Raw genomic sequence first — 16,307 nt, 5'->3', positions numbered from 1 at the left:
TCAGCTCACAGGTACGGTAAGAGAAAATCCTTGCGCGGTGTCGGTACGGCTTCCCGTGAGGGTGATCACCATGCCGCCGTCAAAGGTGGATGCATCGAAACTGATGTCAGTGAGCGTAATACGTGGCTCCCATTGCAGTATTGCCAGGTAGCAGGCGGACATGATTTGCAGGCGCAGCGCGGCGTTTTGCGGTTGCCCTATCAGGGCAGACAGCAGCGAGCCATAGGTGCGGCGCATCACGCGGGTGCCCAGCGGCGTCAGCAGGATGTCGCGTATCGACTGCTGAATATGGGCAAGGCCCGCTACGGCTGCGCCGTTCTCCCGGCTCATGCCCAGGTAGTTCTCTGTGCTCATTGCGGTTTATCCGTCTGATTGCCACCGCGCTCTACGCCGCCGTGGGTGTGGGTATCAAGCACGATGCCGTTTGAGCTGAAGGTGCCGCCGCGATGCGTGATGCTCCCCGTCAGAGTGCCGCCCTGGGTGACTTCCAACGAGGCCGCTTTCAGGTGCTGCGTGCACTCCACTTCCGGCGTGTCGAGGGTGATTTTCGTGGCCGCCTTGATTAGCCCGGACTGAATGCCCTCGGCCCGCAGTGCGCCGGTTTCCGGCTCATATTCAATCACCGCACCATCCGGGAACGACAGGTGAACCGCGTCCGCCGAGGCGGACGGGGCCGGGAACTGGTCAGAGAAAATGCCCGGCAGCACAAAGGCCGTATCCAGCTCGCCGCCCAGGGCCAGTACCAGCACTTGCTCTCCCACGCTTGGCGCGTGCCAGGTACGCACCTGCCCGGCGCGGCTGGTCAGCCAGTGCAGCCAGGTGGTGAGGTTGCCGCCGGTTTCAACACGGCATAGCCCGGCCTTAACATCGACGGCGGCCACGGTGCCAATACGGATCAGGTTGCGCAGCAGGCGCTGGGTGTCAGAGAGTTTTTCATTCATGGGGGTAATGTTACGTCGGGGGGAATAGCCGCAATGTGTTGCGGCTCGTTGAAGAAAGGCACAACAACATTAGCCGGCCAGGTGGGCAATCACCTCCTGCTCTATCAGGAGCTGCTCTGCCTCGTTTATCCCCAACAGCGGGCGGGCCTCATAGCGCACGGCCCCGCCATGCCGGGAGGGCCGGTCACGTAGGCCATAGTGATGCACCCGCGCCAGGCGCTGCACGTTGCCGGTAAACTCCACCACGGCCTCATTTACGTTGGCTTTGGCCTTGAGGTATTTCGCCGTGCGCAGCTTGGCGAACATCTCCCGCTTTACCCGGCCTTTTTTCGTGCGCGCCTGTGACGGCGGCGCGGGCTTGCGGGGCGCGAAGGGCGTGCCATCGGGGGCCTGCTGACGCTTGATATTCTGCTGTTGGCCGGCACGCAGCCGGCGGGCGATGCCCTTTGCCAACTCCTTGCGCGCCTCCGGGGAGAGGTTGGCGATCAGGGCGGCCAGACGGGCCTCAAAGGGGCGTAACTCGCTCATGCCTGCCCCGCCAGAATTGGCGGCTCCGGCACATGGTCAACGTGTAGCGCGCCCTCTACCTGCTTGACCAATACCCGCTCGGTCAGTTGCAGGTCAATGCTGATGTCGCACAGCGTATCGCTGATGACATCGGCCTTGTAGGTAAAGCCGGTGTTGCGCCGTTCCTGGGTTGCCATGATGTCAGGCTGGTGCTCTCGCAGCCAGGCCAGCACGGGCACCACAATCAGGTCAATGTCGCCGGCGTAGTCCGTTATCACCAGGTTGAGCTGGTACTGATATTCAAAGGACAGCGAGGCGGCCAGCGTCGAGACGATGCGCCCGTGGTCGATAAACATATGCAGACAATCAGGGCTGCTTTGCAGCAGCGGCACGCTGCGCGTCAGCGCCTCGCGCAGTTGGGTGGGTTTTATCATGGCGCTCCTGGCACGCTTTAATGGTTTCAACTTGCAGCCCGCAGGCCACCAGGGCCGCTTCTAACTGCCGATTGTCGGCGGCCAGGTCAGCGTTGGTGTGCAGGCTAGTGGCGGGGATCGGGCAACTGGTCACGCGTGGACAGCCAAGCCAGATAATCGCGGGCGTTGCTGAAGGCGGGGCGTTGGTGCAGCCGCTTAGCAGCATCAGGCAAAGCAGCAGCAGACCAGGCGCGCAGGCTCTCATCGGCATCATGTTCTCTCTGTATCTGTAATTCGCGTTGCAGGGCCAGCGCACCGGCCTGGCTTTGCGCCTGGCGCAGCGCCTGCTCCTGGTCGGCCAGCGTGCGGGCCTCATCCTGAAGGCGGGCAATCGCCTTATCCCGGCTTTCAAGGCCGGCGGACAGCGTGCCGATGATGCCCTGCGCTTGGGTCAGGTCGTGGCGCAGGCCGCTGGCGTGCTGAAGGGTATAAGCCAGCCCGGCCACGGCCAGGGCCAGCAGGACGGCAAGCACGCGCATCATGCGGCCCCCGTCAGGCAATACGCCGTCTCGCGGGCGCGTCGGTTGACCAGCCCCTGATTGCGCTTGCCGCGCACATACACCCATCGCGCTAACTGGCCGCAGGCGGGCCGCCACTGCTGTTGTCGGATAAAGCCGGCCAGGGTGGAGGTACAGGCGGCGTGCACGCCCACGTTAAAGGCAAAGGATACCACGGCGTCATAGACCGGCAGGGGCATGGCAACCGGCATACAGGCATCAATGCCACGCTCTACGCGCCTCACATCCTCCACCAGGTTAACGGCGGCCTGCCGCTCGGTAAGGTGGCTGTGCGGGGTCACGCCCGCCGTGTGGCCGATGCCGTTTGTCCAGACGCCGGCACTGCACTGATAGGGCGAGGTGCGGCACCCCTCCAGATCGGCAATCAGCGCCAGTCCGGTGTCAGAGGTTTTCAGCAGAGGCGCCTGGGGCAGCAGCGCGGCCAGCGCCAGCACGGCGGCCACGGCGCAACGTTTACCTGTCTGGCCCACTGGTCACCCCCTCCGCCGCCTGGCGGTGCAGCTCGTAGGTTTTGCGGCGGTAGTGCCAGTTCACAAAAAAGGTGGCGATGTTAATAAAAAGCGTCGCCACGGCCACCGCCGCCCCCACCATAAAGGCGATGTCCTGGAGGGTATGCCGGCTAAACCACATCATGACGATGCCCACCAGGTAGCTGATTAGCGAGCTGTGTTTATCCATTCTCAGTCCCACAGGTTAAGGGTTTCTTTGGTGCCCGCCGAGGCCAGCGTGGGCAGCGCAACCGGGTAGCCGTGCGGCAAAATTGCCCCCTGGCTTGCCAGCCCCGGATTGGCGGCATACACCTGTTCAAGCACCTGCTGCGTGCGCCCGTAGTGGCGATAACAAATCTCGTCTACGGTTTCGCCCTGTTGGGCATACACCTTCATCACAGCAGCCCGATGATGCACGCCCGCTGGCCGGCCAGCTTGCTGATGCTAAAGCGCGCATCCCGCCAGTACTCATCGGCGGCCGCCTCCACATCGGCGGCTTTTTTGGCCCCGCTGGCGTCATAGCCCCGGTAACGTTCGACGATGGTCGCGGCGGTCAGGGCGCTGACGGCGGCAAAGTAGTGGCCGAGCTTTTCGCTCTCGCCGTCGAACGTCTCCGCCGGCACGGCGGCCAGGGTGGCGAAACCGGTCGCCATCTGCGCGGCGCGGTAGTCATGCAGCTCGGCGTTGACCTCGGACATCGCCGTTTTAATGGCAAGCCGCAGGCGCTGCGCAGTCACGGTGCCTTCATAGCGCAGCGTTTCCCGCAGGCGCTGCACGTCGACATCCGGCCAAAAAAAGGTATTGGCAATCGGCGGCTCGGCAGTGTCTGCCGGTCGCGGGGCGGGGATCACAATGCTCATATAGGGCCTTCTTAAAAGGGTGGGCGGTGGAGAGCCGCGCAGATACCGCTGGCACTGGCTGCTCTGCCGCCCGGCGCGGGGCGCGTTCGTTAGCGGCGGGCGAGCGCCTGCTTTTTCAGCACGGTCGCCAGTCGCTCTATGTCTTTTTTCACGCCGCAGCGATCATCAAGCTGCAAGGCGCGGGTGAGGTGTTGCATGGCCTCCGTGGCCCTGTCCGTGTCGCGCAGCACATAGCCAATGATTTTGTGCAGCTTGGCGCGCACCACATCCGGCATATCTTCGCCCTCGGTCAGCGCCAGGGTTGCCAGCAGCGGGTCAATATCAACCGGCTGCGCCAACGTCCGGGCGCGGGTCGCGGCGTCGGCCACCTCCTCGGCCAGCAGGTAGGCCGTGCTGTTGCGCCGGTAGGTGTCCGGCGGCACCAGGCCGTAATGCAGGGCATAGCGGGCGATGTCCAGCGCGCCGGGAATGTCCCCGGTGTCGAGCCGCCAAATCATAACGGTCATTAACACAGCATCTTGTGCGCCGCGCCCTTCACTCAGGACGCCGGCCACCCACGGCCCGTATTCGGGCAGCAGTTCGCGCTTGAGGGCCGCCTTGCGCTCAACCGAGTGCAGTTTTTTTAGGCGGCGCTTGTCCTCATTCAGGCGCATCAGCATCAGCTCGTAACCGTTGGCATGGCGCAGCGGGTTATCCCGCTGCTGGGCGGCGTCAATGGCCTGCTGGCGCATCAGGTGACGTTGGGCCGGGCTTAACATGCCTTATGCTCCCGTGGCGTCTGATGTGCTGGCCGTGGTTTTCACCTCTGACTCTTTTGGCGGAGGAAGGATCACGATATTTTCAACCAGGCAGCCGGCGGCATAGTCTTCAATCACGTAATCCTCGTTAATGGACTCGTAATTTTCGATGCGGTCGCGCTTTGCCACCTCATCCAACAGCCGGCGGTGGGTGCCTTCCTGCCAGTAAATAGACAGGTTATCGAGGCGGGTCACCATCAGGGCATTGGCCGGGAAGTACGGCACGCGCACCGCCGGCAGGTTGCCGATCCGCATCTGGCTCACAATCAGGTCAGCGGCCAGGGTTTCGGTGTTGGCCTGCGTCTGGTTAACCAGCGGGAAATACTTATCAGCCAGCAATTGGCGGCCACAAATCACAACCAGCTCCGGGTCTTCCTGATACCACGGCTCAATCAGGGTGTTGGTTGCATCCATCACTAGTGCGTCGAGGTTGGCGTAATCACCCCCTTGACCGATGCGAACTTTTTCCGAGGCGACGGTGGTGCCATCTTCGGCCATGACTTTGTTCATCACCCGTTTCGGCGCGTGGTTGCGGTACTTTTGCAGCCAGCCTACGGCCACATCTTGCAGCAGCGGGTTCTGCGCACGGTTGGAGGTCTTGGCGCGGGAGGTGCCGTTAAAGCCCACCATAATGCGGTCGAGGGACTGGCGTTTGATGATCGCGTCACGTAGGCGGGCCTGGAAATCCTCATAGCGCGCCCACAGGTCGAGGGTGTTATAGCGAATGTGAAAATCGTAGTTCACCTGCACACACTCATACCCTTCCGCGTCTAGGGCGGCAAAGCCAGCGGTTTCACGCTCATCGCCGCCGGCGGTGTCTGTGGTGCTGGCAATTGAGCCAGATACGCCGACGCCGATTTTTTCCCCTTTCATATCCGCGACCGGCACGATATTGATGCGCGTCAGAAACTCAGAGGACTCTTGCACGCGGTTCATCAGGGTTTGCGTCACCGAGGGTTCCACGGTGAATTTCTTGTTCATGTCGCCGGTGTCGACGCCGTTCAGCTCGGCCAGACGGGACATAAAGGCGTTAAATTTAAAGCGAGTAGTGGGGCGCATGGGCGTTCCTGTTCGTTATTAGGTTGAGGTCTATCAGCAATCGGTTCGTAGGCCGGCGTGGACGTCTGCGCCGCTGGCGCGGGGGCGACGGGAAAAACTGCCGTCTGCCTGGGCCAGTTGCTCAGTGAGCGCCTGCACGGCGGTGCGGTCTTCAGTGCTCTGCTGCTCCAGGGCCTCCAGTCGGCTGGTCAGCGCGGTTTCAAGCACGGTAAATTGCTGCGCGGCCTCGTCTGCACTTTGCTGTACCTGCTCGGCCACGACGGTTACAGCCGCGTTCACATCCTTGAAGCGCTCGGCATCGGTTTTCTTTTTGGCGGCAAACAAGGCGGTGACTCGCTCCAGCAGCGAGGGCGCAGGATCGGCGACCTGCTCGAATTCAATCAGGGTTTCCTCGGCAGCAGTAAACAGGTTGGCGGCGTCCTGTTTGCGGGCGGCTAGCGGATTGAGCTGGGCGCGGGCGCTGAAGCTCAGCATTTCCGTGCCGAGGCTCGCCGGGTCGTCGGTCACGGCCAGGCCCACTAAATAGGCTTTGCCGGTGTCGGCAAACTCCGGGTTTACTTCCATTGAGGTGTAAATCTTCTGGCGGGCCTGCGTCAGCGCAACCAGCTCCGAGGTCGGGTTGATGTCGGCATACAGCGCCATTTTCCCGGCCAGCGCGCCGTCATTAATCTCTTCGGCGGCGAGTGCGGTCACGTCACCATAGCGGCGGAACGGACTGTCAGGCGTATAGCCTTTGACGTGCTCCATGTTGATGCGTGCGCCGTACACGGCCGGGTCATACTGGGCGGCCATCTGTACCAGCCACTCACGGGAAATCATGCGGCCGTCAGTGGTGGCACCTTCTACGCCGATGCGAAAACGCTTTGCTTTTGTTGCCATCAATCAGGCTCCGGTTAGTCAGGGGTCATCAGTTCAGGGGCAGTGTCCCTGTCTTTGCCCGCCCTCTCAACGAAAGCCATCTTGTTGTTTTGTCACACAACAGGCATAGCGAGCGCGGGGGAAGTTGCCCCGGTAGCCTTGCGGTCATGACAACGACGCCTAACACCCTTATCAGCGATCCGCGCCGCCAGGCGGCCCTGCTTTACTGGCAGGGCTTTTCTGTGCGCCAGATAGCGGAGACGCTCAGTATCAAAACGCCAACCGTGCAGAGCTGGAAGCTGCGCGACGCCTGGGAGGACATCGCACCTATCAGCCGCGTCGAGGCCAGCATGGAGGCGCGGTTAATCCAACTCATCATGAAAGAGGTGAAAGGCAATGGTGATTACAAGGAGATAGACGCGCTGGGCCGCCAGATTGAGCGTCTGGCCCGCGTCGAACGTTATCGCAGCTCCGGCAATGAGGCTGACCTCAATCCGAACGTGCGCAACCGCAACAAAGGCGAGCGCCAGCCGGCGAGTAAAAACGTCTTTAGTGAGGAGCAGACCGATAAACTGACCCGACTGTTTATGGACAACTGTTTTGAATACCAGCTTAACTGGCACCAGGCCGGCCTGGCGCACCGCATCCGCAACATCCTCAAGTCGCGCCAGATAGGGGCCACCTTCTACTTTGCCCGCGAGGCGCTGATTGATGCGCTGACCACCGGGCGTAACCAGATTTTCCTCTCGGCCAGCAAGGCGCAGGCGCACGTTTTCAAGAACTACATCATCGACTTTGCGCGCCAGGTGGATGTTGACCTGAAAGGCGATCCGATTGTGCTCCCCAACGGGGCACGGCTGATATTCCTGGGCACCAACGTGCGCACCGCGCAGAGCTACACCGGCAACCTGTACTTGGATGAATATTTCTGGATACCCAAGTTCCAGGAGCTGCGCAAAGTAGCGTCGGGGATGTCCTTGCACAAGAAGTGGCGCTCCACCTACTTCTCTACGCCGTCGAGCCTGTCGCACAGCGCTTATCCGTTCTGGTCAGGCGAGCTGTTTAACAAGGGGCGGCGCAATAAGTCGGATCGCATTGAGCTGGATCTCAGCCACAGCCACCTCTCCACGGGGGCGCTGTGCGGGGATGGGCAGTGGCGGCAGATTGTCACGGTTGAGGATGCGCTGACCGGCGGCTGCAACCTGTTTGACCTGGATCAACTCTCACTGGAGTACAGCCCGGCGGAGTACCAGAACCTGCTGATGTGCGAGTTTGTCGATGATGAGGCGAGTGTATTCCCGTTCAAGGAACTGCAAGGCTGCATGATTGACAGCCTGGAAGAGTGGACGGACTTCAACCCCTACGCGCTGCGCCCGTTTGACTATCGCCCAGTATGGATTGGTTATGACCCCTCGCACACCGGCGACAGCGCCGGCTGCGCGGTGATTGCGCCGCCGCTGGTTGCCGGCGGTAAGTTTCGGGTGCTGGAGCGCCACCAGTGGCGCGGCATGGACTTTGCCGCCCAGGCCAAATCCATTGAGGCCCTTACCAAAAAATACGCGGTGGAGTATATCGGCGTGGACGCCACCGGCATCGGACAAGGCGTGTTTCAGTTGGTGAGGCAGTTTTTCCCGGCGGCCCGCGAAATCAAATACACCCCGGAAATCAAAACCGCGATGGTGCTGAAGGCCAAAGACACCATCAGCAGCGGGCGGCTGGAGTATGACGCCGGCCACACCGACATCACGCAGTCTTTTATGGCGATCCGCAAAACCATGACCGCCAGCGGCAACCGCTCCACCTACGAGGCCAGCCGCAGCGAGGACGCCAGTCACGCTGACGTGGCGTGGGCCATCATGCACGCTCTGCTTAACGAACCGCTGACCGCCGCGAACGGCGGCGCGACCCCTTCTATTCTGGAATTTTACTGATGAGCAAACGCAAAGGCCGCAAGGCACTCCCTTCACCGCAGGTCGCCCCGGCCACCGCCGCCGGCCCGCAGGCGTTCAGCTTTGGTGAGCCAACGCCAGTGATGGACAAGCGCGACATCCTGGATTATGCCGAGTGCATCGGCAACGGGCGCTGGTATGAGCCGCCGGTGAGCTTTCACGGCCTGGCAAAAAGCCTGCGCTCGGCGGTGCATCACAGCTCACCGATTTATGTGAAGCGCAACATTCTGGCTTCGACCTTTATCCCGCACCCGCTGCTGACGCAGCAGGAATTTAGCCGCATGGCGCTGGATTACCTGGTATTCGGCAATGCCTTTATGGAGCTGCGTAAAAATGTTCTGGGTAAGCCGCTTCGCCTGGAGAACTCGCCGGCCAAGTTTACCCGCCGGGGCATTGAGGAGGGAACATACTGGTTTGTGCATGACTGGAAGGAGCCGCACGCCTTTGCGCCGGGCAGCGTGTTTCATCTGGTAGAGCCGGACATTAATCAGGAGCTGTACGGCCTGCCGGAATACCTCAGCGCGCTGAATTCGGCCTGGCTGAATGAGTCGGCCACACTGTTTCGTCGCAAGTACTACCAGAACGGCGCACACGCGGGGTACATCCTGTATATGACCGACGCCGCGCAGAGCAGCAGCGATGTGGAGCGGATGCGCCAGGCGATGCGCGACACCAAAGGGCTGGGGAACTTCCGCAACCTGTTTATGTACGCGCCGAACGGCAAGCCGGACGGCATCAAGATTTTGCCGCTTAGCGAGGTGGCAACCAAAGACGACTTTTTCAACATCAAGAAATCCAGCCGTGACGATTTGCTTAGCGCGCACCGCGTGCCGCCGCAGATGATGGGCATTATCCCGGACAACTCCGGCGGCTTTGGCGACGCGGTAAAGGCGGCACAAGTGTTTGTGCGCAATGAGCTGACGCCGCTACAAGAGCGCATGAAAGAGCTAAATAGCTGGCTGGGGCAGGAGGTGATCGCCTTCAAGCCCTATCAACTGGCAAACGACGAACAGTGATTGAACCGGCCCCCGTGGCCGGTTTTTTATAGGGCCACAATCGGCTCGTGTAAGGCTCATCTCTTCAAGACTCACCCCAGCATCAAACACCCTCAATAAAGCGCACAGCGCGCCACACACGCAGCCTGGTGCAAACATGTTTGCACCCCCTGCGCGCAATGCTATCCCCGCCACGCCTGCCCGCTTTGTGCATCGTTTTTCATGCAGGTGCAAAACCCAATAAAAAAGGCTCCAGCCTTGGAGCCTTTGACGTTCGTCAGCATGATGCGCTACATGCAGATCCATGCACTTATGCATGCATAGCTCAGCCACAAATATCTGATCTCAGTTTCGAGGCAGGGAAGCAGTTAAAAAATGAGGCGCTTTCATCTCAGATTAGACCTGGTTGGTAATTAACCATGATGTTTAATCTAATCAACAGCATAAAAAATGTCATATTTCTGATTATTATCTGAGTCATCAATCGTGAGATCAACTATGAGGCTCATCGCCAGTTTCAAGTCATCAGGCTTAAAATTCGCCATTAGTGACATCTCAGCAATAAGCTGCACATAAGCCATTTTCTTATGCAAATGAGTAGCCTCGTCCAACTGCATAAATTTCCCCTCCTAAACAACTGTTTTTTTATACAGTATATCAGTGCGCTAAGATTAAGAAAGGATTTTGTAGTGTTTTGTTAAAATGCGCATCCACATGAAAAATAAAAGATTAATTTTAAAGCATTTTTCAGATGTGCCTTGATAAGAACTTAAGGAAAACTGATCTTTAACCGAAGTTTGATACTGCCTTTTTGCTACGCAGCATTTTGATCTTTTTGCATAATTTTTCTAATGTAATTGCAGCAGAGTAGGGGGGCTTCACTGCATAGATAGCGCCATCACTACTACCTCGGAAAAATTTACCGAAAATCTTTGTGGTTGTGCCCCCTATCAGGCGCACTGCCAAAGCCCGGCTGATGGTTTCGCCGGTTGTATCCTTAATCTCACCAATAGCCCGCTCACAGGCGACTTCAACAGCAGCCGATCGCCAGTGCATTTTTGATGCTTTCTTAACCTTGCTGTCCCTTATCCTGTTCAAAAGCTGTCGCTGTGCTTTCCTGTCCAGGCCGGTAAAGTCGATCTCTTGATAACTTTCCGGCCTCATCATGTCCTCACACCTTTCTCTCTCCGTACAGTTATTGACAGAACTCCGAGAGGGCGCGGGCGCGCCCTGAAGGTCAACCCCCAGGTCAACGGCACGCTTCGGCACAATCTTCCACTGCGTCAGACGGGTAAGAATAGGCGAGCCATCACCTACCAATGAGGCATACAGCCCCTGGATGCGGTGAGTTTCCTCGCCGTACTCATTAAGGTCGGTCGCAGGTTGATACCAGGTGCGTACGGCCAGATCATCACGGCGCACAAACGGGCCGCCCTGGGCATTGACATAAGCCGCCCAGTCACCCGCATCAGCAGCATCATGCGCAGCGGCAAACTCAACACACAGCCCGTGGGCGGTTTCGCTGTCTGCCATGCGGCGCAGCTCGCGGTAAACCGTGACCGGCGCGCCACCGACGAACTGAAACTGACGGATACGCCAGCGGGCCGCCCAGGCAGATACCGAGGCGGCAGAGTCTTTGAGCAGCTTCCCGCTTTCATCATCCAGCTCATCATCAAGGGCATAGCCATCAATGTTTTTGCTGATGTATTTCGCCACATAGCCCGTTGCGCTCCCCTTCTCCGGGTCGATAGCCTCGGCATGAAAGCGGGCCTTGCGGGCCTTATCACTGGTCAGCTCATGCGCATCCTGCTCACTGGCATAATCGCGCAGAATGGTGCGCACGCGATCCACGTCGCCCGGCAGCATGAACATCAGCATGTGCCAGTGCGGGGTCGCGTCGTGGTGTGGTTCAGCTACGCGAATGCCAAAAATGCGAATGTCTTCGCGGTGAAGCTTGGCGCGGGCCTTTTCCCATACCCGGCGCAGATAGCGCTGGGTTTCTGCCGGGCCGGCGCCGTTCCATTTGCGGTTACGGTGGCCGGTTTTGATGGTGGCGTGATAACGGGCCGGCGCGGTCAGGGTGTAGAACTCACCCACGTAGCCCATTTCATTACAGATATTTTCAAAGCCGCGGATACGCGTCATTAGCTCACAGCGACGGATCGCCGGATTGGCAACACTGCCATCATATTTGTCGATAAGGCTGATACGGTTGCCTTCCTCGTCTTCCAGCTCCATGCCCTTGAGAAAGTCACGCGTGCGGCGCTTCTGCTCGCGCCACTCATGCACGGTCATGTTGCTGGCGTAGGGCGACATCTTTTTGCTGACGTTCGCGAGTGCGATGTGAATATGCTCGCGCCATTCTGCCGCCATACGACGCAGCCGATTCAGCCACCAACGATCCGACTTCATTTTCAGAATGGCCGGGGTCACTTCGTCTTCGTTGAATAACTTGCCGGTCACGCGTTCCCACTGCGGCGCATCCTGGCCCAGCAGGCGGGTGATGCGGGCGGCGGCCATATACATGCAGAACAGCACTTTGTAATCCGAGGCGTGGTGAGTCTCCTCGTTAACCTGGATCAGCTCGCTGGTGATGAAGTTGGCAATGTCTCCGGCCAGCAGGTCAATGTCGGCGCGGGCCAAATCCGGCAGGCGGTTAAAACGGCGCATCAGTTGGATCAGTTGCACATCGGCGGTGGTGTTGGCCGGGCGCTGGAATGACGTTGCAGCAAAGTGCTGCGGATCATTCAGGGTCAGGCTGTACTTCTGGCTAATCAGCTCAAGGCGCGGCAATGTCCGCTCGACAAAGGTCTTCGTCAAGTAGGCATTGGCTCGCTGAACTCCGTGCGTGCTCTCCAGCTCACTGGTGCGGCGGGTGACATCCAGCTTCACGATGTTGGGCTGCACGCTCAGCAGCGCCTGCGCATGTGAAAGCGCCGCGATCATGCTGTCGCGGCGGTGGGTTTCCTGATGGGTCAGGTAAGGACTGGCGATGGCCTCCCGTGGCGCATTCCACGGGTAGGCATACTGTTGTTCGCTCATCACCGGGCGTAGGCTTCGCGGGTTGCTTGGCAACTGACGCAGGTGACCACGCCCATTACTGCGCGGCGACGGGCTTCAGGGATCACGCCTTCACAATCTTCGCAGAAAAAAGCGCTGCTACGTTGCGGGCGGCTGATTGCCACGGCCAGGTGATGATCCAAGTTTTCGGCGACTTGCTGTTGAGCCAGATCCATTGTGTCCATCAGTGCAGCTCCGCCGCCTGAAGGTTAATGCGCTCGGCTTCAGCGCGCAGCAGCTCTGCCGCCTCAACATAACTCAACTGGCGTGAGGTGATGCGCGCCGCCAGGCTGTCGAGTCTGGCCGCCATTGCTTCGGCGCGGTTGCGGCGCTCATCAAGGCGGGTCTGCTCAAGCAGGTTAAAAAACCCTGCATCATCATTACCGGTTTCAATATTCAATACTTGTTTATTACGCATGTTATTTTCCTGAATTTTGGCAATAGAATGCCCGGCGAGTTAACGCCATTATTTAAATTTGGGTTTAATTAGGGAGTGATAACCGCTTAGGGAATAAACTCACAACTGCACGAAAATGGTTCATTGCACGGATAAGCGCGGCCTTTTCATCAGTGGTCAGCTCACTGTATGCAACGTCGTGGCGCTCAGTCTTAATATTTGCCAGATAAAAAATAGCGCTCAGTGCTCTTTTATTATCTTGGTAATTAATATCGGTCACATCGCGCATCTCAGCGAAAAAGCGCGCAATATCTTTCTCATTATCACAGCCCCACAGAGTCGCACGTAATGACGCCACTTTATTTAAACCGGCGGCGCGCTCTCCGGCACTCATTTCCACAAGGGCGGCAGCAGCTTCAATAGCCATGATGATTCCTTTATTTTTGCGTTGCGATGCTGGGTGAGAGTGGTTTGTTGCCAGGCGGGGTGCCAGCGCTTGCCCTGCTTCCCCATTATCCAACCGTGACCATAAGAGGGTGACGGACTTTGACGCGCTAATAACGGCGCAATTGAGATAGGCATAGTAATTAACTTAGCCCCACGGTTGCGCCAAGGCCGGTAATGGCATCCATCGTTGAGGCCATCGTGGGATTGGCCTGAATACGGGCCTGTACGGCCAGGGCCGCTAATGTCAGGCAGCGAATACCGCTGTTCACATTCTGAAGTAGACTACGCTTACATTTTTCAGTCAGGCGCTCGGTATTAATGGCACCCGCTGCAAGCTGGCCGATTTCTGCGGTGGCTTTCATGACATAAACAGGCAGCTTCTCGTTGGCCATCTCATTAACCGGCACACATGGCAGGCATTGAAGCTGGGCCAGAAAGCCATCAACCAGCGTTGCATCTTCGGTAATGTCCGTGAGTTTCATCACCTCAACAGCGGTTAACTGGTGCGGCTGCTCTGGGTTGAGCTTGTTGCGCAGCGTCTGAGTATGCATCCCGGCAAGCTTAGCTAGATCTGCCATGTTATGCGCTAAAGCGAATTTACGGCACGCATCATCGAAATGCTGTTGGGTGGAAATCCTAAAATCAAACATATCTATTGCCCCTAATAACTTAAATAATTAAGTTGCTAGGCAGCAACGTAATGACAACTTAAACCTTGGGCTAGTAAGCGCGCACGGAAGGCAACCATGTTGATTCTAGCAGCTCCTCCTGGCTTTTTACGAGGCATGATAAGCAGATCGCCATCTCCAACCATCTGTTTAACTGTACGTAAACTATACCCATATGCTTGCGCAAACTGCTCATAAGTCATCAAATCGGGACCATTGGGTATTGTAATTTGAGAATTCATAATAGATCATTTCCGGTTGGTAGTGTTTCTGGTGCATTGGCGTGCATTCGATAGCTTTTAAGAATCCTACCGCTCTTTTTGAGATGTGTAAACAACCTAATTGCAAATTTTAGAGGGCGTATGGACGTCGGTACGAATCAAGCAAAAAGCATTCTTGAAAGAATTCTTAGTTCTTATGGAGTTAGCACAAGGCAGCAATACTCAGAAATTGTAGGAGTACCGCTGGGAACGATAGCGAACTGGGTTAGTAGAGATAGCTTGCCAGGCGACTATGTCATTCAATGCGCTTTAGATACAGACGCAGATCTCAGATGGCTAACAACTGGCGAACTTAAAAATGTAAGTTCACATAGTGCTCCTACAGCAGGAGAGAAAGGCAAAAAGTTACATGAGCGCATGTTAGCTAATGGAGGGAAAAAGGTTCTTCAACGAATCTTGCATGCTTATGGTTTTACTATGCAAAAGGAATTAGGAGATTTGTTAGGGATCCCTTCTGGCACTATGAGCGCTTGGGTGAGACGAGATTATTTTCCTGGTGATATTGTCATCACTTGTGCACTAGACACAGGTGCTCCTCTTCGATGGTTGGCTACAGGAATTGGTGAAACGTATGGACTACAAAACACCGCTGCTTCGACAACAGAACGTCATTTCTCTATTGAGAAATATTCATTACATAACGGTAAATTAGAAAATACTGGAGAATGGATTTGCGATAAATTGTTAATAGACCCAGCTATTAAAAACCCAGCTTTTATAGAAAAGGGAGAGGTTAGGTTAATAGTAGACTTTGATGTAAATTTAATAGGCAATGGCATGTGGTTGATAGATATTGATGGGGTCATTGATGTATACAATGTATCGAGACTTCCTGGTGGAAAATTGAATATTAAAAGTGGAGCATCAAGTTTCGAATGTTTAATAAATGACATTAGATGTGTAGGGATGGTGTGTTTTACCATATCTAAAGTTATGTAATTTAGTCTTTAATAAATTTAGGTGTCATTTTGGCTATTGCAAAAACATCGACAGGTGAGTGGCTTTGTGATTTTCGTTTAGATGGGAGAGATAGTCGTAGGATTCGTAAGAAATTCCTTACTAAAGGAGAGGCTATTGCCTTTGAACAATACCATAGGGATGAGGCAAAAAAGAAACCTTGGCTCGGAGAGAAAGAAGATAAAAGGCGCTTGAGCGAATTGATAGATCTTTGGCATCGTCTCCACGGACAATCATTATCTGCAAGTAAATATCGTCTCTCCAAATTAAATATTGTATGTCGTGGATTGAATGATCCAATAGCATCTCGTTTAACTGCTAAGGATTGGGCACACTATCGAGATCAAAGATTAAACGGGAAAATTGATAATGGTTATCATTCTAACCCACTGAAATGGATAGCACAGCCTATTACAGTAAACAGGGAGCAACAATATCTTGAGGCAGTTTTTAACGAGTTGCGACGTCTAGGTGAGTGGACACTACCTAATCCTCTTGATGGAATCCGTATTTTTAAAGAGAAAGAAAAGGAGATGTCGTGGCTTACTGACAGTCAAATCATTCAGCTCCTAAATGCATGTAAAAAATATAACAACGAGCATCTAACTCGCATCGTTAAGATTTGCTTAGCTACTGGTGCAAGATGGAGTGAGGCTGAACGTTTAACGCGATCGCAGTTATCGCCCTATAAGTTAACCTTCACTAGAACTAAAGGAGGGCGTAACCGTACTGTCCCCATCCCCCGATGGCTGTACAATGAACTTGCTCCTTTGCAAGGAACCCTTTCAAAACCCTGCTATCAAGACTTTGTAAAAATGTTGGCTCTTACTGACATTGAACTAGCAACTGGTCAAAAGACACACGTTTTACGGCATACTTTTGCAAGTCATTTTATGATAAATGGGGGCAATATAATTGTCTTACAGCGTATTTTGGGGCATGCAAATATTCGTGAAACCATGCGTTATGCGCACTTTGCCCCTGATCATCTAGAAGAAGCCGCAGAACTCAATCCTGTCGCTAACCTGGTGTCCACACGCTGACCACGCAGC

At 56.1% G+C, this 16,307-nt stretch carries 25 protein-coding genes; 4 read left to right on the top strand and 21 right to left on the bottom strand.

Features of this window, described 5'->3' with window-relative positions:
* The 13 genes from C1N62_RS13715 to C1N62_RS13660 form a co-directional block, all read right to left on the bottom strand.
* Positions 1–354, bottom strand: coding sequence for a GPW/gp25 family protein (locus C1N62_RS13715; protein ID WP_137764160.1), 354 nt, complete (start codon positions 352–354; stop codon positions 1–3).
* On the bottom strand, positions 351–941 hold the full coding sequence (locus C1N62_RS13710) for a phage baseplate assembly protein V (RefSeq protein WP_137764159.1): 591 nt from the start codon (positions 939–941) through the stop codon (positions 351–353). The genes C1N62_RS13715 and C1N62_RS13710 overlap by 4 nt, the downstream gene beginning before the upstream one ends.
* Before the next feature lie 69 nt (positions 942–1,010).
* Entirely contained in the window at positions 1,011–1,469 is a 459-nt protein-coding gene (locus C1N62_RS13705) for a phage virion morphogenesis protein (RefSeq protein WP_137764158.1), read from the bottom strand.
* Positions 1,466–1,882: a phage tail protein gene (locus C1N62_RS13700; protein WP_137764157.1), complete on the bottom strand. Its 417-nt coding sequence runs from the start codon at positions 1,880–1,882 to the stop codon at positions 1,466–1,468. The genes C1N62_RS13705 and C1N62_RS13700 overlap by 4 nt, the downstream gene beginning before the upstream one ends.
* A complete protein-coding gene (lysC, locus tag C1N62_RS23360) occupies positions 1,815–2,087 on the bottom strand; it encodes an Rz1-like lysis system protein LysC (protein ID WP_240775702.1) in 273 nt (90 codons plus the stop codon). Before lysC ends, C1N62_RS13700 begins: the two co-directional genes overlap by 68 nt.
* Complete coding sequence (gene lysB, locus C1N62_RS13695; protein ID WP_137764156.1) at positions 1,987–2,403, bottom strand: Rz-like lysis system protein LysB; 417 nt, start codon at positions 2,401–2,403, stop codon at positions 1,987–1,989. The genes lysC and lysB overlap by 101 nt, the downstream gene beginning before the upstream one ends.
* Entirely contained in the window at positions 2,400–2,909 is a 510-nt protein-coding gene (locus tag C1N62_RS13690) for a lysozyme (RefSeq protein WP_137764155.1), read from the bottom strand. Before C1N62_RS13690 ends, lysB begins: the two co-directional genes overlap by 4 nt.
* The gene (locus tag C1N62_RS13685; protein WP_137764154.1) at positions 2,893–3,117 is read right to left on the bottom strand and encodes a hypothetical protein; all 225 of its coding nucleotides are present in this window, start codon (positions 3,115–3,117) and stop codon (positions 2,893–2,895) included. Before C1N62_RS13685 ends, C1N62_RS13690 begins: the two co-directional genes overlap by 17 nt.
* 2 nt (positions 3,118–3,119) lie before the next feature.
* Complete coding sequence (locus tag C1N62_RS13680) at positions 3,120–3,323, bottom strand: tail protein X (protein WP_137764153.1); 204 nt, start codon at positions 3,321–3,323, stop codon at positions 3,120–3,122.
* A complete protein-coding gene (locus C1N62_RS13675; RefSeq protein ID WP_137764152.1) occupies positions 3,323–3,787 on the bottom strand; it encodes a head completion/stabilization protein in 465 nt (154 codons plus the stop codon). Before C1N62_RS13675 ends, C1N62_RS13680 begins: the two co-directional genes overlap by 1 nt.
* 89 nt (positions 3,788–3,876) lie before the next feature.
* Positions 3,877–4,545 (bottom strand): terminase endonuclease subunit, encoded by a 669-nt coding sequence (locus C1N62_RS13670; RefSeq protein WP_137764151.1) that lies wholly within the window; start codon positions 4,543–4,545, stop codon positions 3,877–3,879.
* A gap of 3 nt (positions 4,546–4,548) precedes the next feature.
* Positions 4,549–5,643 carry a phage major capsid protein, P2 family gene (locus C1N62_RS13665; RefSeq protein ID WP_137764150.1) on the bottom strand — a complete coding sequence of 365 codons (1,095 nt, stop codon included), beginning with the start codon at positions 5,641–5,643 and terminating at the stop codon, positions 4,549–4,551.
* 33 nt (positions 5,644–5,676) lie between these two features.
* On the bottom strand, positions 5,677–6,522 hold the full coding sequence (locus C1N62_RS13660) for a GPO family capsid scaffolding protein (protein WP_137764149.1): 846 nt from the start codon (positions 6,520–6,522) through the stop codon (positions 5,677–5,679).
* A 146-nt stretch (positions 6,523–6,668) separates the two neighbouring features.
* On the opposite strand from C1N62_RS13660, the gene C1N62_RS13655 reads away from it, so the two are divergent.
* Together C1N62_RS13655 and C1N62_RS13650 are read left to right on the top strand one after the other, a co-directional pair.
* Positions 6,669–8,432, top strand: a complete 1,764-nt coding sequence (locus C1N62_RS13655) for a terminase ATPase subunit family protein (RefSeq protein ID WP_137764148.1) — start codon at positions 6,669–6,671, stop codon at positions 8,430–8,432.
* Positions 8,432–9,466 (top strand): phage portal protein, encoded by a 1,035-nt coding sequence (locus C1N62_RS13650; RefSeq protein ID WP_137764147.1) that lies wholly within the window; start codon positions 8,432–8,434, stop codon positions 9,464–9,466. Before C1N62_RS13655 ends, C1N62_RS13650 begins: the two co-directional genes overlap by 1 nt.
* A 410-nt stretch (positions 9,467–9,876) precedes the next feature.
* Here the strand turns inward: C1N62_RS13650 and C1N62_RS13640 are convergent, their stop codons facing one another.
* The 8 genes from C1N62_RS13640 to C1N62_RS13605 all read right to left on the bottom strand — a co-directional run bounded on the left by C1N62_RS13640 (position 9,877) and on the right by C1N62_RS13605 (position 14,259).
* Positions 9,877–10,062 (bottom strand): hypothetical protein, encoded by a 186-nt coding sequence (locus C1N62_RS13640; protein ID WP_137764145.1) that lies wholly within the window; start codon positions 10,060–10,062, stop codon positions 9,877–9,879.
* Between the two features lie 169 nt (positions 10,063–10,231).
* Positions 10,232–12,487 carry a replication endonuclease gene (locus C1N62_RS13635; protein WP_137764144.1) on the bottom strand — a complete coding sequence of 752 codons (2,256 nt, stop codon included), beginning with the start codon at positions 12,485–12,487 and terminating at the stop codon, positions 10,232–10,234.
* On the bottom strand, positions 12,487–12,690 hold the full coding sequence (locus C1N62_RS13630) for a TraR/DksA C4-type zinc finger protein (protein WP_370465570.1): 204 nt from the start codon (positions 12,688–12,690) through the stop codon (positions 12,487–12,489). The genes C1N62_RS13635 and C1N62_RS13630 overlap by 1 nt, the downstream gene beginning before the upstream one ends.
* A complete protein-coding gene (locus tag C1N62_RS13625; protein ID WP_137764142.1) occupies positions 12,690–12,923 on the bottom strand; it encodes a DUF2732 family protein in 234 nt (77 codons plus the stop codon). The genes C1N62_RS13630 and C1N62_RS13625 overlap by 1 nt, the downstream gene beginning before the upstream one ends.
* A 64-nt stretch (positions 12,924–12,987) precedes the next feature.
* Positions 12,988–13,329 (bottom strand): DUF5347 domain-containing protein, encoded by a 342-nt coding sequence (locus tag C1N62_RS13620; RefSeq protein WP_137764141.1) that lies wholly within the window; start codon positions 13,327–13,329, stop codon positions 12,988–12,990.
* On the bottom strand, positions 13,293–13,484 hold the full coding sequence (locus tag C1N62_RS13615; RefSeq protein ID WP_137764140.1) for a phage filamentation protein Fil family protein: 192 nt from the start codon (positions 13,482–13,484) through the stop codon (positions 13,293–13,295). The genes C1N62_RS13620 and C1N62_RS13615 overlap by 37 nt, the downstream gene beginning before the upstream one ends.
* 5 nt (positions 13,485–13,489) lie before the next feature.
* On the bottom strand, positions 13,490–13,999 hold the full coding sequence (locus C1N62_RS13610; RefSeq protein ID WP_137764139.1) for a phage regulatory CII family protein: 510 nt from the start codon (positions 13,997–13,999) through the stop codon (positions 13,490–13,492).
* Between the two features lie 35 nt (positions 14,000–14,034).
* Positions 14,035–14,259 (bottom strand): hypothetical protein, encoded by a 225-nt coding sequence (locus tag C1N62_RS13605; protein WP_137764138.1) that lies wholly within the window; start codon positions 14,257–14,259, stop codon positions 14,035–14,037.
* A gap of 120 nt (positions 14,260–14,379) precedes the next feature.
* Here C1N62_RS13605 and C1N62_RS13600 point away from each other — a divergent pair, with 120 nt between their 5' ends.
* Both C1N62_RS13600 and C1N62_RS13595 read left to right on the top strand, forming a co-directional pair.
* The gene (locus C1N62_RS13600) at positions 14,380–15,237 is read left to right on the top strand and encodes a phage repressor protein CI (RefSeq protein ID WP_137764137.1); all 858 of its coding nucleotides are present in this window, start codon (positions 14,380–14,382) and stop codon (positions 15,235–15,237) included.
* A 29-nt stretch (positions 15,238–15,266) separates the two neighbouring features.
* Positions 15,267–16,298 (top strand): tyrosine-type recombinase/integrase, encoded by a 1,032-nt coding sequence (locus C1N62_RS13595; RefSeq protein WP_137764136.1) that lies wholly within the window; start codon positions 15,267–15,269, stop codon positions 16,296–16,298.
* Positions 16,299–16,307 lie beyond the last annotated feature (9 nt).

It is taken from the genome of Nissabacter sp. SGAir0207 (genome assembly GCF_005491205.1).
Classification (GTDB): domain Bacteria; phylum Pseudomonadota; class Gammaproteobacteria; order Enterobacterales; family Enterobacteriaceae; genus Chimaeribacter.
The sequence above is the reverse complement of the archived record's forward strand: the minus strand, read 5'-3'. Positions and strand labels throughout refer to the sequence as shown.

Excerpts from the sequence above, each read along its gene's own strand:
- C1N62_RS13715 (WP_137764160.1), bottom strand. The coding sequence starts at position 354 with ATGAGCACAGAGAACTACCTGGGCATGAGCCGGGAGAACGGCGCAGCC.
- C1N62_RS13710 (WP_137764159.1), bottom strand. The coding sequence starts at position 941 with ATGAATGAAAAACTCTCTGACACCCAGCGCCTGCTGCGCAACCTGATC.
- C1N62_RS13705 (WP_137764158.1), bottom strand. The coding sequence starts at position 1,469 with ATGAGCGAGTTACGCCCCTTTGAGGCCCGTCTGGCCGCCCTGATCGCC.
- C1N62_RS13700 (WP_137764157.1), bottom strand. The coding sequence starts at position 1,882 with ATGATAAAACCCACCCAACTGCGCGAGGCGCTGACGCGCAGCGTGCCG.
- lysC (WP_240775702.1), bottom strand. The coding sequence starts at position 2,087 with ATGCTGCTAAGCGGCTGCACCAACGCCCCGCCTTCAGCAACGCCCGCG.
- lysB (WP_137764156.1), bottom strand. The coding sequence starts at position 2,403 with ATGATGCGCGTGCTTGCCGTCCTGCTGGCCCTGGCCGTGGCCGGGCTG.
- C1N62_RS13685 (WP_137764154.1), bottom strand. The coding sequence starts at position 3,117 with ATGGATAAACACAGCTCGCTAATCAGCTACCTGGTGGGCATCGTCATG.
- C1N62_RS13680 (WP_137764153.1), bottom strand. The coding sequence starts at position 3,323 with ATGAAGGTGTATGCCCAACAGGGCGAAACCGTAGACGAGATTTGTTAT.
- C1N62_RS13675 (WP_137764152.1), bottom strand. The coding sequence starts at position 3,787 with ATGAGCATTGTGATCCCCGCCCCGCGACCGGCAGACACTGCCGAGCCG.
- C1N62_RS13670 (WP_137764151.1), bottom strand. The coding sequence starts at position 4,545 with ATGTTAAGCCCGGCCCAACGTCACCTGATGCGCCAGCAGGCCATTGAC.
- C1N62_RS13665 (WP_137764150.1), bottom strand. The coding sequence starts at position 5,643 with ATGCGCCCCACTACTCGCTTTAAATTTAACGCCTTTATGTCCCGTCTG.
- C1N62_RS13660 (WP_137764149.1), bottom strand. The coding sequence starts at position 6,522 with ATGGCAACAAAAGCAAAGCGTTTTCGCATCGGCGTAGAAGGTGCCACC.
- C1N62_RS13655 (WP_137764148.1), top strand. The coding sequence starts at position 6,669 with ATGACAACGACGCCTAACACCCTTATCAGCGATCCGCGCCGCCAGGCG.
- C1N62_RS13650 (WP_137764147.1), top strand. The coding sequence starts at position 8,432 with ATGAGCAAACGCAAAGGCCGCAAGGCACTCCCTTCACCGCAGGTCGCC.
- C1N62_RS13640 (WP_137764145.1), bottom strand. The coding sequence starts at position 10,062 with ATGCAGTTGGACGAGGCTACTCATTTGCATAAGAAAATGGCTTATGTG.
- C1N62_RS13635 (WP_137764144.1), bottom strand. The coding sequence starts at position 12,487 with ATGAGCGAACAACAGTATGCCTACCCGTGGAATGCGCCACGGGAGGCC.
- C1N62_RS13630 (WP_370465570.1), bottom strand. The coding sequence starts at position 12,690 with ATGGACACAATGGATCTGGCTCAACAGCAAGTCGCCGAAAACTTGGAT.
- C1N62_RS13625 (WP_137764142.1), bottom strand. The coding sequence starts at position 12,923 with ATGCGTAATAAACAAGTATTGAATATTGAAACCGGTAATGATGATGCA.
- C1N62_RS13620 (WP_137764141.1), bottom strand. The coding sequence starts at position 13,329 with ATGGCTATTGAAGCTGCTGCCGCCCTTGTGGAAATGAGTGCCGGAGAG.
- C1N62_RS13615 (WP_137764140.1), bottom strand. The coding sequence starts at position 13,484 with ATGCCTATCTCAATTGCGCCGTTATTAGCGCGTCAAAGTCCGTCACCC.
- C1N62_RS13610 (WP_137764139.1), bottom strand. The coding sequence starts at position 13,999 with ATGTTTGATTTTAGGATTTCCACCCAACAGCATTTCGATGATGCGTGC.
- C1N62_RS13605 (WP_137764138.1), bottom strand. The coding sequence starts at position 14,259 with ATGAATTCTCAAATTACAATACCCAATGGTCCCGATTTGATGACTTAT.
- C1N62_RS13600 (WP_137764137.1), top strand. The coding sequence starts at position 14,380 with ATGGACGTCGGTACGAATCAAGCAAAAAGCATTCTTGAAAGAATTCTT.